The sequence below is a fragment of the Yoonia sp. R2-816 genome (assembly GCF_046762905.1).
In the GTDB taxonomy this organism is placed as follows: domain Bacteria; phylum Pseudomonadota; class Alphaproteobacteria; order Rhodobacterales; family Rhodobacteraceae; genus Yoonia.
Genome location: NZ_JBKQXN010000177.1, coordinates 23,028 through 37,054, shown reverse-complemented (window position 1 = coordinate 37,054; position 14,027 = coordinate 23,028). Strand labels below are relative to the sequence as shown.

At 59.2% G+C, this 14,027-nt stretch carries 18 protein-coding genes; 15 read left to right on the top strand and 3 right to left on the bottom strand.

Annotated features, from left to right (window positions below):
* Positions 1 to 104 precede the first annotated feature (104 nt).
* Genes ccoN through ccoP form a run of 4 tightly spaced genes read left to right on the top strand, consistent with a single transcriptional unit; the run spans position 105 to position 3,586 of the window.
* Positions 105 to 1,703, top strand: a complete 1,599-nt coding sequence (gene ccoN / locus ACFWW2_RS07055; protein WP_393927145.1) for a cytochrome-c oxidase, cbb3-type subunit I — start codon at positions 105 to 107, stop codon at positions 1,701 to 1,703.
* Positions 1,704 to 1,716: 13 nt separating this feature from the next.
* Positions 1,717 to 2,481: a cytochrome-c oxidase, cbb3-type subunit II gene (ccoO, locus tag ACFWW2_RS07050; RefSeq protein ID WP_393927144.1), complete on the top strand. Its 765-nt coding sequence runs from the start codon at positions 1,717 to 1,719 to the stop codon at positions 2,479 to 2,481.
* An 11-nt stretch (positions 2,482 to 2,492) separates the two neighbouring features.
* Positions 2,493 to 2,717, top strand: coding sequence for a cbb3-type cytochrome c oxidase subunit 3 (locus ACFWW2_RS07045; RefSeq protein ID WP_393927143.1), 225 nt, complete (start codon positions 2,493 to 2,495; stop codon positions 2,715 to 2,717).
* Positions 2,714 to 3,586, top strand: coding sequence for a cytochrome-c oxidase, cbb3-type subunit III (gene ccoP / locus ACFWW2_RS07040; protein WP_393927142.1), 873 nt, complete (start codon positions 2,714 to 2,716; stop codon positions 3,584 to 3,586). The genes ACFWW2_RS07045 and ccoP overlap by 4 nt, the downstream gene beginning before the upstream one ends.
* Before the next feature lie 209 nt (positions 3,587 to 3,795).
* Here the strand turns inward: ccoP and ACFWW2_RS07035 are convergent, their stop codons facing one another.
* Complete coding sequence (locus ACFWW2_RS07035) at positions 3,796 to 4,197, bottom strand: helix-turn-helix transcriptional regulator (RefSeq protein ID WP_393927141.1); 402 nt, start codon at positions 4,195 to 4,197, stop codon at positions 3,796 to 3,798.
* A 16-nt stretch (positions 4,198 to 4,213) separates the two neighbouring features.
* On the opposite strand from ACFWW2_RS07035, the gene ACFWW2_RS07030 reads away from it, so the two are divergent.
* Genes ACFWW2_RS07030 through ACFWW2_RS07020 form a run of 3 tightly spaced genes read left to right on the top strand, consistent with a single transcriptional unit; the run spans position 4,214 to position 5,421 of the window.
* On the top strand, positions 4,214 to 4,582 hold the full coding sequence (locus tag ACFWW2_RS07030; RefSeq protein ID WP_393927140.1) for a nuclear transport factor 2 family protein: 369 nt from the start codon (positions 4,214 to 4,216) through the stop codon (positions 4,580 to 4,582).
* Positions 4,579 to 4,941, top strand: coding sequence for a DUF1801 domain-containing protein (locus tag ACFWW2_RS07025; protein WP_393927139.1), 363 nt, complete (start codon positions 4,579 to 4,581; stop codon positions 4,939 to 4,941). Before ACFWW2_RS07030 ends, ACFWW2_RS07025 begins: the two co-directional genes overlap by 4 nt.
* Before the next feature lie 48 nt (positions 4,942 to 4,989).
* Positions 4,990 to 5,421, top strand: coding sequence for a hypothetical protein (locus ACFWW2_RS07020; protein WP_393927138.1), 432 nt, complete (start codon positions 4,990 to 4,992; stop codon positions 5,419 to 5,421).
* A 4-nt stretch (positions 5,422 to 5,425) separates the two neighbouring features.
* Here ACFWW2_RS07020 and ACFWW2_RS07015 read toward each other — a convergent pair whose 3' ends face one another.
* Entirely contained in the window at positions 5,426 to 5,662 is a 237-nt protein-coding gene (locus ACFWW2_RS07015; RefSeq protein WP_393927137.1) for a DUF2892 domain-containing protein, read from the bottom strand.
* Between the two features lie 17 nt (positions 5,663 to 5,679).
* Positions 5,680 to 6,288: a carboxymuconolactone decarboxylase family protein gene (locus ACFWW2_RS07010; RefSeq protein ID WP_393927136.1), complete on the bottom strand. Its 609-nt coding sequence runs from the start codon at positions 6,286 to 6,288 to the stop codon at positions 5,680 to 5,682.
* Between the two features lie 108 nt (positions 6,289 to 6,396).
* Here ACFWW2_RS07010 and ACFWW2_RS07005 point away from each other — a divergent pair, with 108 nt between their 5' ends.
* The 8 genes from ACFWW2_RS07005 to ccoS all read left to right on the top strand — a co-directional run bounded on the left by ACFWW2_RS07005 (position 6,397) and on the right by ccoS (position 13,928).
* Complete coding sequence (locus tag ACFWW2_RS07005; protein ID WP_393927135.1) at positions 6,397 to 7,266, top strand: LysR family transcriptional regulator; 870 nt, start codon at positions 6,397 to 6,399, stop codon at positions 7,264 to 7,266.
* Between the two features lie 194 nt (positions 7,267 to 7,460).
* Positions 7,461 to 8,015, top strand: coding sequence for a hypothetical protein (locus ACFWW2_RS07000; RefSeq protein ID WP_393927134.1), 555 nt, complete (start codon positions 7,461 to 7,463; stop codon positions 8,013 to 8,015).
* A 210-nt stretch (positions 8,016 to 8,225) separates the two neighbouring features.
* A complete protein-coding gene (locus ACFWW2_RS06995; protein WP_393927133.1) occupies positions 8,226 to 8,828 on the top strand; it encodes a TetR/AcrR family transcriptional regulator in 603 nt (200 codons plus the stop codon).
* A complete protein-coding gene (locus tag ACFWW2_RS06990) occupies positions 8,818 to 9,459 on the top strand; it encodes a hypothetical protein (RefSeq protein WP_393927132.1) in 642 nt (213 codons plus the stop codon). The genes ACFWW2_RS06995 and ACFWW2_RS06990 overlap by 11 nt, the downstream gene beginning before the upstream one ends.
* Positions 9,460 to 9,764: 305 nt before the next feature.
* Positions 9,765 to 11,180, top strand: coding sequence for a cytochrome c oxidase accessory protein CcoG (gene ccoG / locus ACFWW2_RS06985; RefSeq protein WP_393927130.1), 1,416 nt, complete (start codon positions 9,765 to 9,767; stop codon positions 11,178 to 11,180).
* Complete coding sequence (locus ACFWW2_RS06980; RefSeq protein ID WP_393927128.1) at positions 11,177 to 11,629, top strand: FixH family protein; 453 nt, start codon at positions 11,177 to 11,179, stop codon at positions 11,627 to 11,629. Before ccoG ends, ACFWW2_RS06980 begins: the two co-directional genes overlap by 4 nt.
* Positions 11,626 to 13,773, top strand: a complete 2,148-nt coding sequence (locus ACFWW2_RS06975; protein WP_393927127.1) for a heavy metal translocating P-type ATPase — start codon at positions 11,626 to 11,628, stop codon at positions 13,771 to 13,773. The genes ACFWW2_RS06980 and ACFWW2_RS06975 overlap by 4 nt, the downstream gene beginning before the upstream one ends.
* The gene (gene ccoS, locus ACFWW2_RS06970) at positions 13,770 to 13,928 is read left to right on the top strand and encodes a cbb3-type cytochrome oxidase assembly protein CcoS (protein WP_393927126.1); all 159 of its coding nucleotides are present in this window, start codon (positions 13,770 to 13,772) and stop codon (positions 13,926 to 13,928) included. The genes ACFWW2_RS06975 and ccoS overlap by 4 nt, the downstream gene beginning before the upstream one ends.
* Positions 13,929 to 14,027: the final 99 nt, after the last annotated feature.

Genomic DNA, 14,027 nt, shown 5'->3' with positions numbered 1-14,027 from the left:
TTGATCCACATCAAAGACTGGGGGCACCGCAGGATTCCATAAGACCCTCACGAGTTATCAGTCGGACCCTTGGTATTGGTGCGGCGAAGGAAGGGAAATCTCTTATGGGGAACTACATCAAGCTTGCAGCGCTGGGGTGCATCACCCTGTTCGCTGCAATCGCGGCGAATTGGGGGCGTGACGTATCCTATGTCGTGCATGCCGTCATCATCATGCTTGTGGCCGGCTTTATGTTCTTGCGCGTGCTGCGCCAGACAGATGATCCGGTCAAAGCCGTTGCAACCGATGGGTACATGGATGACGTCATCCGCGCGGGCGTGATCGCAACAGGGTTCTGGGGGGTCGTCGGCTTTCTTGTCGGGGTGGTCATTGCCTTCCAACTCGCCTTCCCCGCACTCAATTTCGAGGTTCTCCAACCATACGGCAACTTTGGCCGCTTGCGCCCGCTGCACACCAGCGCGGTGATTTTCGCATTCGGGGGTAACGCCCTGATCATGTCGTCCTTCTATATCGTACAGCGCACCTGCGGCGCGCGGCTTTGGGGCGGGAACCTGGCGTGGTTCGTCTTCTGGGGCTACAACCTCTTTATCGTACTGGCGGCAACGGGTTACCTGCTGGGGGCGACCCAATCCAAGGAATACGCAGAGCCTGAATGGTATGTCGATCTCTGGCTGACCATCGTCTGGCTGGCCTTCCTTGCTGTCTACATGGGCACGATCTTCAAGCGGACAGAAAAGCACATCTATGTGGCCAACTGGTTCCTTTTGTCCTTCATCATCACCGTGGCGATGCTGCATGTCGTCAACAACATCTCGATCCCCGTCAGCATCTGGGGTAGCAAATCGGTGCAGCTCTTTTCCGGCGTGCAGGACGCCATGACCCAATGGTGGTACGGGCACAACGCCGTGGGCTTCTTCCTGACCGCGGGTTTCCTGGGAATGATGTACTACTTCGTGCCGAAACAGGCCGGCCGTCCTGTCTACAGCTACAAGCTGTCGATCATCCACTTCTGGGCGCTGATCTTCCTGTATATCTGGGCCGGTCCACACCACCTGCACTACACAGCCCTGCCTGACTGGGCCTCGACCCTTGGCATGGTGTTCTCGATCATCCTGTGGATGCCCAGCTGGGGCGGCATGATTAATGGTCTGATGACCCTGCAAGGGGCCTGGGACAAGCTGCGCACCGATCCGATCATCCGGATGATGGTCATCAGCCTCGCGTTCTACGGCATGTCCACATTTGAAGGGCCAATGATGTCGATCCGGGCCGTCAACAGCCTGTCACACTACACAGACTGGACTATCGGGCACGTGCATTCCGGGGCTTTGGGCTGGAACGGCATGATCACATTTGCCGCCCTTTACTTCCTCACACCGAAACTGTGGGGGCGGGCGCAGATGTATTCGATGTCCGCCATCAACTGGCACTTCTGGTTGGCGACCATCGGCATCATCCTCTACGCCGCATCCATGTGGGTGACCGGCATCATGGAAGGGCTGATGTGGCGCGAAGTCGACGCCAACGGTTTCTTGGTCAACAGCTTCGCCGACACCGTCAGCGCCAAGTTCCCGATGTATGTGGTCCGTGGGCTCGGCGGGGTGCTCTACCTGACAGGCGCGCTGATAATGGCCTGGAACATGTGGATGACGATCCGGGGGGGACAAAAGGTCTCTGCCCAGGTCGGCGTCCCCGCAGAATAAGGAGGGCTGAGATATGTCTGATACAACACCAAACAGTAGCGGCCCTGCCAAAGGCTTCCTTGCCAAACACAGCATCCTCGAACGCAGCCCGACGCTGTTGCTTATCTCCTCTCTTCTGGTGGTGACAATCGGCGGAATCGTGGAAATCGCACCGCTCTTCTACCTTGAAAACACAATCGAAGAGGTGGACGGCGTGCGGCCCTACAGCCCGTTGGAACTGGCCGGGCGCGATATCTACGTCCGCGAAGGGTGCTATGTCTGCCACAGCCAAATGATCCGGCCCATGCGGGACGAGGTTGAACGCTACGGGCACTACAGCCTCGCGGCGGAGTCCATGTATGACCACCCGCACCAATGGGGGTCCAAACGGACCGGGCCAGATCTGGCCCGGGTCGGTGGCAAATACTCTGATGACTGGCACGTGGATCACCTGATCAAACCGCAATCGGTTGTGCCGGAATCGATCATGCCCGGCTACGCCTATCTGCTCGACACGATGATTGACGCACAGATGGCGGCAGATGTGGTCTCGACCCATGCCTTTATCGGGGTGCCCTATACCGAAGAAATGGTCGAAATCGCCGCCGCCGATGTGCTGGCACAGGCCGACCCGGAGACCGATCTTTATGACGATCTGCTCGAACGGTATCCGGGCGCACAAATCCGCAACTTCGACGGTGAACCGGGGGTCTCCGAAATGGACGCGCTGATCGCCTATATGCAGGTGCTGGGCACGATGGTCGATTTCTCGACCTTCACCCCAGACGCCAGCCGGTAAGGAGAGAAAAGATGGATACCTATTCACTCCTGCGCGAAATCGCCGATAGCTGGGTGCTTCTGGCGCTGTTTCTTTTCTTCCTTGGCACGATTGTCTGGGCCTTCCGGCCCGGCAGCCGCAAGGTCCACAGCGACATTGCCAACATCCCCTTCCGTAACGAGGACCGGCCAGGCTGCGCAAACGATTGCGCCGACTGTGCGTGCAAATCATTCAACATCGAGGAGCTGCAACCATGAGCAGCCAGGACAAAAAAGACATTGACGATGTCACCGGCATCGACACAACCGGTCACAGCTGGGACGGGATCAAGGAACTCAACAACCCGCTGCCGCGCTGGTGGCTCTGGTGCTTTTATCTGACCATCATCTGGGGGATCGGCTATACGATTGCCTATCCGGCATGGCCGATGATCAGCGGTGCGACCGCCGGGGTTCTGGGCTACTCCACACGGGGCGAAGTGGCCGAAGACATCGCGCGGTTTGAAGAGGCGAATGCCGAAATATCCGCGCAACTGGCCTCTGCAGACCTGACCACGCTCAGCGACAATCCAGAGCTTCTGCGCTACGCCAGTTCCGCAGGTGCGGCTGTCTTTCGCAACAATTGTTCGCAATGCCACGGGTCGGGTGCGGCGGGTTTCACGGGTTATCCCAACCTTCTGGATGATGACTGGCTGTGGGGCGGGGATTTCGACAACATCGAATACACGATCCGCCACGGCATCCGGAACGAAGAAGACTGGGATGCGCGCTATTCGGTCATGACCGCCTATGATGAAATCTTCACCGATGAAGAGGTGGACGCCACCGTGCAATATGTCCGCCAGATCTCTGGTCAGGACCACGACGCCACACTGGCCGCAGCGGGGGAAGAACTGTTCCTGAACAATTGTGCGGCCTGCCATGGCGACAACGGCATGGGCAATCACGACCTTGGCGCGCCCAACCTGACCGACGCAATCTGGCTTTACGGCGGGGATGAGGCATCGCTTGAGGAAACCGTGCGCTATGCCCGTTTCGGTGTCATGCCGCCCTGGGGCGAACGGCTCAGCGAGGCCGAGATCAAGGCGGTCACCGCTTACGTCCACCAGCTTGGCGGCGGTGAATAGGATCACCCACGTACCATCTGTTCGCGCATAGGTACGGAAAGTGAAGGGAAGGGCGCCCAGCACCAGGGTGCCCTTTTCTTATGGCACATGGGTGACGACCGGCAGCAAATCCTCTCCGAGGATTTGGCTTCGGACTTTCGGCGAAAGTCTGACACCGCGCGCCGCACGGCCTCCATCCTTGGATGGATTGTGCCATGTTAAAACGCCCCCTAATCTGGCTGCACTTTATGTGCTGCAGCCATCACCGATCTGCGCGATGGCAGTTGCAGCGCCTGCAATATCGCATGAACGTGGTCCTTTACGGTGGCAATGGAAATCCCGAGATCTGCGGCAATCGCCTTGTTCGACATCCCGTCGATCAGAAGCCCGGCAACCTCGCGTTGGCGGGCCGTCAAACCCGCCAGAAACCGCGTATCCCGCGCAGGCTCTGTCACCGTCACCAGCGGTGCGCCGATCACATCGCTTGCCGCCAGATCGATCCGCAGGCGCATACCCGGCCGGGCAATCGGTGCCAACGCATCCAGTGCACCTGCAGGTATCGCACCCGTCTCGCTTTTCATTTCCTCCAGCGCCTTCGCCAGCGCGGCCAGAACTGCCGGTTCCAACGCCATCTTTTAAGGGCCTCCCATGACCCAAATGCCGCTTGAGATCACCAATTTCTTCCTCGCAATGCAAGCCGGGCCGCACGGGCTCGAATTGCTGGCCGAGATGTTCGCCCCCGACGCCGACTATTGGGAACCTTTCTCGGGGCAAACCGCGCCGCACAATGGGCGCGCTGCCATCATTGCCGCCTTCGCGGCCAGCCGCAGCGACGCTTTTGACGACGCGGTGATCACCCTCGGCGCGGTCGAGGTCGACGGCAATCAGATTACCGTCCAGTGGACCTGTATCTCGAAAGCCATCCCCGGCGGGCGCGGCAGCGGGACCAACGTCTTTCAGATGAAGGACGGCAAGATCGCCTCGCTGAAAACAACGCTGGATCAGGGGCAGCCATGAAAAACCCAGACGTCGACACCTGGCTCGCAGCCTATGACAACCCCATGAAACCGGTCGTGGCCGCCATGCGCGACGCCATCCTCGCCGCCGATCCGCGCGTCGGTGAATGCATCAAATGGCAGGCCCCTACCTTCACCTACAAAGGCAACATCGCCAGTTTCTTCCCCAAATCGAAAAAACACACCTCTCTGATGTTCCACAAAGGAGCCGAAATCGCAGGGAACTTCCCCAACCTGACCGGCGACGGGAAAGAGGCGCGCAGCTTCAAAGTCAGCGACCTCGACGATCTCGCCACGAAGCAGGATGAACTCCAGTCCATCATTCGGGCTTGGTGCGATCAGAAGGGCGCGGTTGGCTAAGCAGGCGACCATCAGCTAGGCTGGCAGCGCCCAACACAGGAGGCCGCCATGTCGACCGAAGAAAAGATCAAACTGACGACTGCTATTGTCGGGATCGCCGGGCTGCTCTTCGGGATCATCCAGTTCATCCAGGTCCAGTCCATCGCCGCCGCCCGGCCTTATCTTGAGAAGAAGCTGGACTGGTGCGAAAGGGCTGTCGAAACCGCCGCAAGGATCGCCACCGTTCCCGAGCCTGCCGCCGAAGATCTGCTGCAGTTCTGGCAGCTTTACTGGGGGGTCATGGGCCTGATCGAAAACGAGGCTGTGACACAGGCGATGGAGGATTTCGGCGAGGCCCTCAATACGCCCGCGCTTGCGCCGTCGCGCGCAAAGGACGCCCCCGACCACCAAGAAGCGCGTACAGGCCGGTCACTCGCACTCGCCCATGCCTGCCGGGCCGAACTGGCCGCCGAATGGTCGACCAGCTGGACACGGCAATAGAGCCTCAGACCTTCTTGCTCGACAGCCCCAGCATGTAGTACATCCCGCAGCGGCTGACGGCGCCGGTCATGAACCAGGCGGCGCCGAACACCGTCATGACAATGGCCGCCACCTGCGGAACGGCAATCACGCCGATCCACGGCAGGACTGCAAGGGCGGCGCCAGAAATGATGCGGAATACCCGGTCAATCGGGCCGACATTGGGGTCAAAGCTATAGGTAAAAAGTTTCGAGATTTTCATGGGTTTTCTCCTTGGGGTCAGGCTGCTGTGCTCGTCCGGTCTTCGCGGTAGGGCAGGTCAACCGCCATCGGGGCAAATGCCTCATCCACAGGGGTCAGCGCGATTTGGTTGGCATAATTGCTCATCACCTTGGCCGCGATACAGGCCACCACATCCAGCGCCTGCGCCCGGCTGTAGCCCGCATTCAGAAACGCATCGAGCTGGCTTCGGGCCATGCGCCCCTGATTGCGCAGAACCAGCAAGGTAAAGTCGCGCAGCGCCTCATGCTTGGGGTCCTCAAATGCCAGGTCCTTGCGGATGGCCTCCAGCTGTTCATCGGTGTTTTCGAAGAATTCCATCTTGCCGATGACGGTATGGGCGGCCACGCAATACTGGCAGGCATTGGCATGGGCGACAGTGGTTTGCACGATGTTGATCGCCTGCCGGTCCAGCGTCCCATGACCCAGCAGGTTCTGTTGCAACTGCCAGTATGACAGCAGCAAGGCAGGGCTTTCGGCCAGAATGCCGGCCAGATTGGGCACCATGCCAAAGTTGTCATGATACCAGTCCAGCGCAGGGCGTGACACTTCCGGCGCGCTGGCGAGGTCATGAATGGTAAAGTTGCGTTCCGTCATATGCTGAGTCATCGGATGGTCCTTTCGGTTGATGCAAATTCAAGCTAAGTGGACCGTCACTGGATCAAAACACGCAATACTGCGTTGCATGCGGATCAAAATTGCACCACGCTGCGGCCCATGAGAAACGACTGGAACGACCTTCAAATCTTCCTGGCCCTCGAACGCGAAGGCACGGCACGCGCGGCCGCCAACCGGCTGAAATGCAGCCATTCAACCATCTCGCGCAGGCTCGACGCGCTCGAAACCCGCTTTGGAACCAAACTTTTTGACCGGACGCCTGATGGCTTTACGGTCAACGCCTCCGGCGCGCGCATCCTCGCCCGCGCGCAACAGATCGAGGCCGAGATGCTGGAGCTTGAACGCTCCGTCATCGGCGATGATATCCGGCTGCAGGGCGACATCCGGCTGACCGCCCCGCCACCCCTGATCGAATTCCTGCTGTTCCCGATGCTGCGGGACTTCCGCGATCAATATCCGCTGATCAACATCGAACTGGTCCCCAGCTACGGCTATGCTGATTTATCTCGACGCGACGCCGATATCGCGATCCGGTTCTCTGACAAACCGGACGATCACCTCGTCGGGCGTCGCCTGCCCCCATTCCGCGACAGCATCTATGCCACCCCTGATTACATCGCGGCCCATTGGCCCGATGGTCAGCCGGAATGGATCAGCTGGGCGGACAGCGCGGCCTTTGCCAAACATATCAAGGCAACGCCGTTTCCCAAGGCCCCCATCAACTGGCGCGTCCCTTCGCTGCACCTACAGGCAGAGGCTGCGGCTCAGGGCCTCGGCATGGCCTCGCTGCCAATCATGATGGGCGACAACAACCCACGCCTCACCCGCGTTCCCGACGCCGGGGTACAGGATGGGCGGCCAGCATGGTTACTGACCCATCCTGACCTTAGGCGCATGGAACGGGTGCGCGTCTTCGCGAAATTCCTGGCCGAGGCCATCGTTGCCAAATCCGATTTCATCGGGGGATAGGCCCGGAGCGGATCGTGGAAAGTCAAAGGTCAGATGATTTCGGCTTTCATTTCATCAGCCTATTGTGGCTGCACCCATCGCATCACATGTCCGCTGTGAGCCCACAATGACCAGTTACGGCCGCAGGATTATACGTTGAGTTTTCGGCGGTCTAAGACAAGAGTGGGCGAACTATTTGTAACCGGAGTGTTTCATTGTCCGACACGAGCCTAGAGCCTCTTTTCATTTGCACCGAGACGTTTGGTCCGTGGCTCGGTCAACGCTGGTACGACTATATAAAGTATTCAGGTCTCACCCAGCTGAAGGAATTGGTTTCACTCGATGCTGCACTTTGCGGTCCCATACTTGAGGAAATCAAAGATGAATACTGGCCACATATCGTCAATGAAGATTTCATGCTCGACTACTTCAAGGACTTAGATTTCTTGCTGGCACAAGTTTCTGAAACAAAGCGAAAAAACACTCTTTGCGTTTTCAGGAATCCACCTTTACATCCGGTAGCACCTACAGACACTCTAAAGTTTGCATTTCTCGGATACGACTTGGTCGATTTGTTTGGGTCTGCAAGTGCCCTGTCAAATTGCGGAGGGTTTTCCAACGCATTCTCTAACACTGAAATCAATAGCTACGGTCTGCTCGACACCTACGAACGTGCGCTTGAGGTTCAGGCGGCATTGCGCGCCAACTACCCAGATGAAGACCATGCTGACTGTCACAACTGGGCGCTCTTTCGGGCGGTCGAACCCTGATTTTTCATTTATCTCGCCGCGCACGCAGAACGGCAGCATAGTCCGCACAACAACCCTTCACCCAAGAAAAACTAGGAAAACACGACAGGCTGGCCACACTGAAAACGTCCAGGAAACTGCCTCGTTTTAGTCAATGATCCGCGACGTCTCACGGCGACTCAAACGCCTTGCCATTTCTAAACACATGTATATAAATACACCTGTATAGAAATGGCACGTCCCAAATCATATAACCGGCAAGACGCCATCACCCGCGCCTGCATGGCGTTTTGGGAGCATGGCTACACCGCCCTTGGCGTACGCGCGTTGGAAGCACAGACCGGCCTGAACAAATTCGCCATCCGCACCGAATTCGGCGGCAAGGAGGGGCTGTATCTGGCCGCCCTCAACCATTATCACACAGCCGCCAAAGACACGGTTCTCGCCCCTTTGAAAACCGGGGATATCGCCGCGATTGCCCAGTTCTTTCAGGGGCTTGTCACGGCGGGCTCCATCAACTCCAGCGCATGGGGATGTCTGATGGTCAATACAGGCATCGAAAATGCCGAGATCAAACGCGCCGCCTTGCAACAGGCGTCCGACGCCTATTGGACCGACCTCCAGGACCACTTTTGCATGGCTTTGACCAACGCGCGAACAAAGGGTGAGATTGCGCCGACGCGCGACATTGATAATGCAGCACGGGGCCTCGTCTCTGCCGTGATGGGCATTCACACCGCGAACCGCGTCGGCAAATCGCATGACGCTGGGCGGCACCTCGTCGCCCTGGTCCTTGATCTGCTCAAAACATGGGAGGTCGCGGATGCCGACTGAGCTGACCGCGTTCACACCGATCACCGGGTTGGATGGTTTTTACACCGCAACCAGGGGCGGCCTGCGCTGCACAGCAATCCGGCTGAACACCGGCGATCTGTGCCTTTACAGCCCCGTTGCGGGTCTGGGTGACACAGCAATGGCAAGCCTTGATGCAATCGGCAAGGTCGCGTTCCTGTTCGCGCCGAACCAGTACCACAACAAGGCGCTCGTGGAATATGAGCGCCGGTTTCCCGATGCGCGGCTGATCGCACCGCAGGCCTGCCATGCGCGGCTGAAAAAGATCACCGGCCTGACGTTTGAAAGTACATCAGGTATCGAACAGACCTTGCCTGAGGACATTCGGCTGGTGGCGCCCCCAGGGTTGAAGACCGGCGAGGTCTGGGTCATCGCCCCCGGCGCATGGCTGGTCGTCGATGCCTTTGCCGGGGCGAAGGGCGATGGCAGCAGGGCGCAATTGCTCAAGACGTTCCCCCGATATGGCGTTGGTGATCGCGGGATTTATGCGTCTTGGGTGCAGGATTATCTCAAGGTCGCACCACCCGAGCTACTGGTGCCTTGCCATGGCGGTCTGGTGCAGGCGGCGAACCTGCCGGACCAATTGATGCAATTGATCAATCAGATCACATGACCCGTTGCCACAAAGGTTAACGGCATCTTCAGATTCAGACCGTGCGCCGCGTTAAACCCCCAAAGTCGCCCAAAAGGGTCCGACGCAAGCCCGACGTTTTGCCGACGCGATGCCGACCGGCCATTTTGGCAAAAACCCCTGTATTAACTGATGATTCGCGAAAACGGGCTGACGGGGGTGTTGCATCCGCTGCGACACCCCACCGCACGTTGCGTGCCCTCGGGGCTTGATCCACATCAAAGACCTATACGCCCCGCCCCTTACAACCGATCCTGCGAACAGAAGTTATCCGTCAGGCCGCCCACATGTCCTCAGCCGAAGACCAGCCTCTCTATGCCGCGCGCGAACCGATTTTTCCGCGCCGTGTCAAAGGCGTCTACCGAAACCTGAAATGGTGGGTGATGGGCATCACGCTTGGCATCTATTACCTGACGCCCTGGATTCGGTGGGACCGTGGTCCCAACCTTCCCGATCAGGCGGTGCTGGTGGACATGGCGCATCGGCGCTTTTACTTCTTCTGGATCGAAATCTGGCCGCATGAATTCTATTTCGTCGCGGGCCTGCTGATTATGGCCGGACTGGGCCTGTTTTTGTTCACATCCGCGCTGGGCCGCGTCTGGTGCGGCTACACCTGCCCGCAGACAGTCTGGACCGATCTTTTCATCCTTGTCGAGCGCTGGATCGAAGGTGACCGGAACGCGCGCGTCCGCCTTTGGAACGCCAAATGGGATTTCCGTAAGTGGCGGCTAAGATTGACAAAATGGACGGTCTGGCTGCTGATCGCCATCGCCACAGGCGGCGCATGGGTGTTCTATTTCGCCGATGCGCCAACGCTCGCCTACAACCTCGCCACGTTCCAGGCGCCCTTCATCGCATGGGCCACAATCGGGGTGCTGACGGCCACCACATTCATCTTCGGCGGCTTCATGCGCGAACAGGTCTGCAACTACATGTGCCCTTGGCCGCGCATTCAAGCCGCCATGATGGACCCCGAGACGCTGACGGTCGCCTATCGCGAATGGCGGGGCGAACCACGCGGCAAAAAGCATGACAACACCACTGGTGACTGCATCGACTGCATGGCCTGCGTGAATGTCTGCCCGGCAGGCATCGACATCCGCGACGGCCAGCAGATGGAATGCATCACCTGCGCGCTCTGCATCGACGCCTGCGATGATGTCATGGAAAAAATCGGTAAGCCACGGGGATTGATCGATTATCTGGCGTTGTCGGATCAGGAGGAAGAAGCAAAAGGCAAACCTGCCAAGAAGCTTTGGCAGCACGTTTTCCGCTTCCGCACTATACTTTACACGACGCTCTGGGCGCTGATCGGTGTCGGTCTTGTCTTTGCGCTCTTCATCCGGGCCGATATCGAATTGACGGTCGCTGCCGTGCGCAATCCGACATTCGTGACACTGTCAGACGGCACGATCCGCAACATCTATGACATCCGCCTGCTCAACAAACACGGCGAAGATCGCGAATTCCACCTCTCGCTCAGCTCTGATGAAATCCTGCGGATCGATCTGGAAGGCACGGCGCAACGCAGCATCACCGTGCCCGCGAACGAAACCTATCTGCAGCGCGTCTATGTCTCGGCCCGCCCTGGTGATCCGGCGGCCAGCATGGACCGGGTGGACCTGCGTTTCTGGGTCGAGGATCTGGTGTCAGGAGAGCGCGCGCACAAGGATACAATCTTTAACGGAAGGACAGCACAATGACTCGCGAATTCACAGGCTGGCACATGCTGGCCCTTATGGTCGGCGGCTTTGGCATCATCATCGCGGTCAATCTGACGCTCGCCTATAACGCCGTCGCTACATTCCCGGGGTTGGAAACCCGCAATTCCTATGTGGTCAGCCAGAAGTTCGAGGCGGATCGCGCGGCACAGAATGCACTGCGCTGGGACATGACATCAACATTGGAAGGTGGCGTTCTGACCGTCGCCATCGCGGATAAAGACGGCAATCCGGTCCAGCCCAAGGTCGTTGATGCGATCCTAGGTCGTGCCACACATACAGGGCAAGACGAGGTGCCGCAGTTCACATGGAATGGCACTGCCCTGACAGCGCAAGTGGCCGCCAACGAAGGCTACTGGAACCTGCGTCTGGCGCTTGAGGCACCGGATGGCACACCGTTCCGCCGCCGCATCCAACTGACTGCGAAATGACCGATACGGCTGCCTGCCCGGCCTGCGTCGGCCTGCCCGAGGCGCCGCTGAAACAAGCGGCAGCCAAGGGGACCGATCAGATCGTTCTGTCCCTGCCGGGCATCCATTGCGTTTCCTGCATCAACGGTGTCGAACGGGCGCTGTCGGGCATGGAAGGCGTCGCATCGGCCCGCGTGAATCTGTCGATGAAACGGGTCACCGTTGGCACCAACAGCCCCATCGCGCCGGAGGCGTTGATCGACACGCTGGAACTGGCTGGTTTCGAGGCGCGCGTGCTGGATACCTCCCTTTTGGACGCGGGAACGGACACATATGGGCGCGGCCTGCTGACCCGCATCGCGATATCCGGCTTTGCAATGATGAACGTGATGCTCTTGTCGGTCGCGGTCTGGTCCGGGGCCGTGGGCGCAACCCAGCACCTGTTTCACATCATCAGCGCCAGCATCGCCATTCCCGCCGTAATCTATGCAGGGCAGCCATTTCTCCAGAACGCGTGGCGGGCTTTATCAGCGCGCAAGCTGAATATGGATGTGCCGATTTCGCTAGCCATTGTCCTTGCTGCGGCGATGTCGCTTTATGAGACTTTCGTAGGTGGCGCGCAGGTCTATTTCGACGCTGCTGTATCGCTAACCTTCTTCCTGCTGATCGGGCGCTATCTGGATTATCGCAGCCGCAAGGCCGCCGCTTCGGCTGCGGCACAACTGTCAGCGCTGGAGGTACCGCGTGTGATGCGACTGACCGATGGCGCGCGACAGATGGTTGATTTTGCCGATCTGGCCGTGGGTGACCTGATCCAGGTCCTACCCGGCGGGCGTATCCCGGTGGACGGAGTAGTTGCCGAAGGAAGCAGCCAAATCGACCGGTCACTGCTAACCGGCGAAAGCAAACCGATTGCCGCCAGAACAAGCGCCGCTGTTACGGCAGGCGAGGTCAACATGACCGGCCCCCTAACGATCCGCGCAACCACCGTGGGGGCCGATACGACCCTGCGGAAAATGGTGACGATGGTCGATCAGGCCGAAGCCGTGCGCAACCGCTATACCGCCATCGCTGACCGGGCGGCGGCGGTTTACGCACCTGTTGTGCATCTGCTGGCGCTGGCCGCGTTCATCGCGTGGCTGGCCTATTCCGGCGACGCACGCCTGTCGCTGAATATCGCCGTGGCGACGCTGATCATCACCTGCCCTTGCGCACTGGGCCTTGCCGTGCCTGCGGTGTCCACGACGGCCGCCGGTCGCCTGTTCCGGGCCGGTCTGCTGGTCAAGGACGGGACCGCGCTGGAACGTCTGGCCGAGGTCGATACGGTGGTCTTCGACAAGACTGGCACGCTGACCATGCCTGCCGCCGCGCGCGACGCGCTGGATGGCAAGGCGCAGTCCATCGCGCTGGCCTTGACGCGGAACGCGACCCACCCGGTGTCGCAGGCTATCGCCGCTTTGCTTGACGGCGTGTTGCCAGCCAAGCTGACTAACCAAAAGGAGCATTCCGGCAAGGGGCTGAGTGCGAACTACGAGGGTCAAATCGTGCGGCTTGGCTCGGGCGCGTGGCTGGGAATGAAACCCGGGACGTATCTTCAGATTGGCAGCGAAACGCCTCAGAAAATCACCCTGCAGTCCGATTTGCGAGAGGGCGCGCGCGATCTGATCACAGCATGGCAGAACGCGGGCCTGAACGTTCATCTGGTCTCTGGTGATGAGATCGAGGAAACCGCGCGGATTGCGGAGGCCCTTGGCATTGCCAACTGGAAGGCTGCAACGCGGCCAGAGGAGAAGGTCAGCTACATCAATGCCCTGAATGATGCCGGGCTGAAGGTGCTGATGGTTGGCGACGGGCTGAATGACACTGGCGCGCTGGCGGCAGCGCATGCATCCGTGTCACCCGCAACGGCGGCGGATGCGTCGCGCGCGGCCTCTGACATTGTGCTGCTGAATGACAGCCTGACACCACTGATCGAATTGCCCTTGGTGGCACGCAAGGCGCGCAAACTGGTGATGCAGAATTTCGCCATTTCGGCGGCCTATAACGCGGTCGCCATTCCCATTGCACTGGCCGGTTTCGCAACGCCGCTTCTGGCTGCAATTGCGATGTCGACCTCATCCATTACTGTTCTTTTGAACGCGTTACGGCTAAGAGGGCGGGTATGAATATTCTTGTGATCCTGATCCCCGCGTCACTGATCCTGGGTGGGCTGGGGCTGCTGGCATTTCTATGGAGCCTGCGGGCCAATCAGTATGAGGATCTGGATGGCGATGCGTGGCGCATACTGTCCGATGATGACCAGCCCCCCGCCGCCGACTAAAATTTTTGCCATTGCCGTCTTCGCAGCTGTTGACTCGCTCCGGCGTGGTCCCTAACTACGCTGCGTTATCACTCTCTACCGATGAGTGCTAACATGGGA

Coding starts and splice junctions, on each gene's coding strand:
- ccoN (WP_393927145.1), top strand. CDS start 105: ATGGGGAACTACATCAAGCTTGCAGCGCTGGGGTGCATCACCCTGTTC.
- ccoO (WP_393927144.1), top strand. CDS start 1,717: ATGTCTGATACAACACCAAACAGTAGCGGCCCTGCCAAAGGCTTCCTT.
- ACFWW2_RS07045 (WP_393927143.1), top strand. CDS start 2,493: ATGGATACCTATTCACTCCTGCGCGAAATCGCCGATAGCTGGGTGCTT.
- ccoP (WP_393927142.1), top strand. CDS start 2,714: ATGAGCAGCCAGGACAAAAAAGACATTGACGATGTCACCGGCATCGAC.
- ACFWW2_RS07035 (WP_393927141.1), bottom strand. CDS start 4,197: ATGGCGTTGGAACCGGCAGTTCTGGCCGCGCTGGCGAAGGCGCTGGAG.
- ACFWW2_RS07030 (WP_393927140.1), top strand. CDS start 4,214: ATGACCCAAATGCCGCTTGAGATCACCAATTTCTTCCTCGCAATGCAA.
- ACFWW2_RS07025 (WP_393927139.1), top strand. CDS start 4,579: ATGAAAAACCCAGACGTCGACACCTGGCTCGCAGCCTATGACAACCCC.
- ACFWW2_RS07020 (WP_393927138.1), top strand. CDS start 4,990: ATGTCGACCGAAGAAAAGATCAAACTGACGACTGCTATTGTCGGGATC.
- ACFWW2_RS07015 (WP_393927137.1), bottom strand. CDS start 5,662: ATGAAAATCTCGAAACTTTTTACCTATAGCTTTGACCCCAATGTCGGC.
- ACFWW2_RS07010 (WP_393927136.1), bottom strand. CDS start 6,288: ATGACTCAGCATATGACGGAACGCAACTTTACCATTCATGACCTCGCC.
- ACFWW2_RS07005 (WP_393927135.1), top strand. CDS start 6,397: ATGAGAAACGACTGGAACGACCTTCAAATCTTCCTGGCCCTCGAACGC.
- ACFWW2_RS06995 (WP_393927133.1), top strand. CDS start 8,226: ATGGCACGTCCCAAATCATATAACCGGCAAGACGCCATCACCCGCGCC.
- ACFWW2_RS06990 (WP_393927132.1), top strand. CDS start 8,818: ATGCCGACTGAGCTGACCGCGTTCACACCGATCACCGGGTTGGATGGT.
- ccoG (WP_393927130.1), top strand. CDS start 9,765: ATGTCCTCAGCCGAAGACCAGCCTCTCTATGCCGCGCGCGAACCGATT.
- ACFWW2_RS06980 (WP_393927128.1), top strand. CDS start 11,177: ATGACTCGCGAATTCACAGGCTGGCACATGCTGGCCCTTATGGTCGGC.
- ACFWW2_RS06975 (WP_393927127.1), top strand. CDS start 11,626: ATGACCGATACGGCTGCCTGCCCGGCCTGCGTCGGCCTGCCCGAGGCG.
- ccoS (WP_393927126.1), top strand. CDS start 13,770: ATGAATATTCTTGTGATCCTGATCCCCGCGTCACTGATCCTGGGTGGG.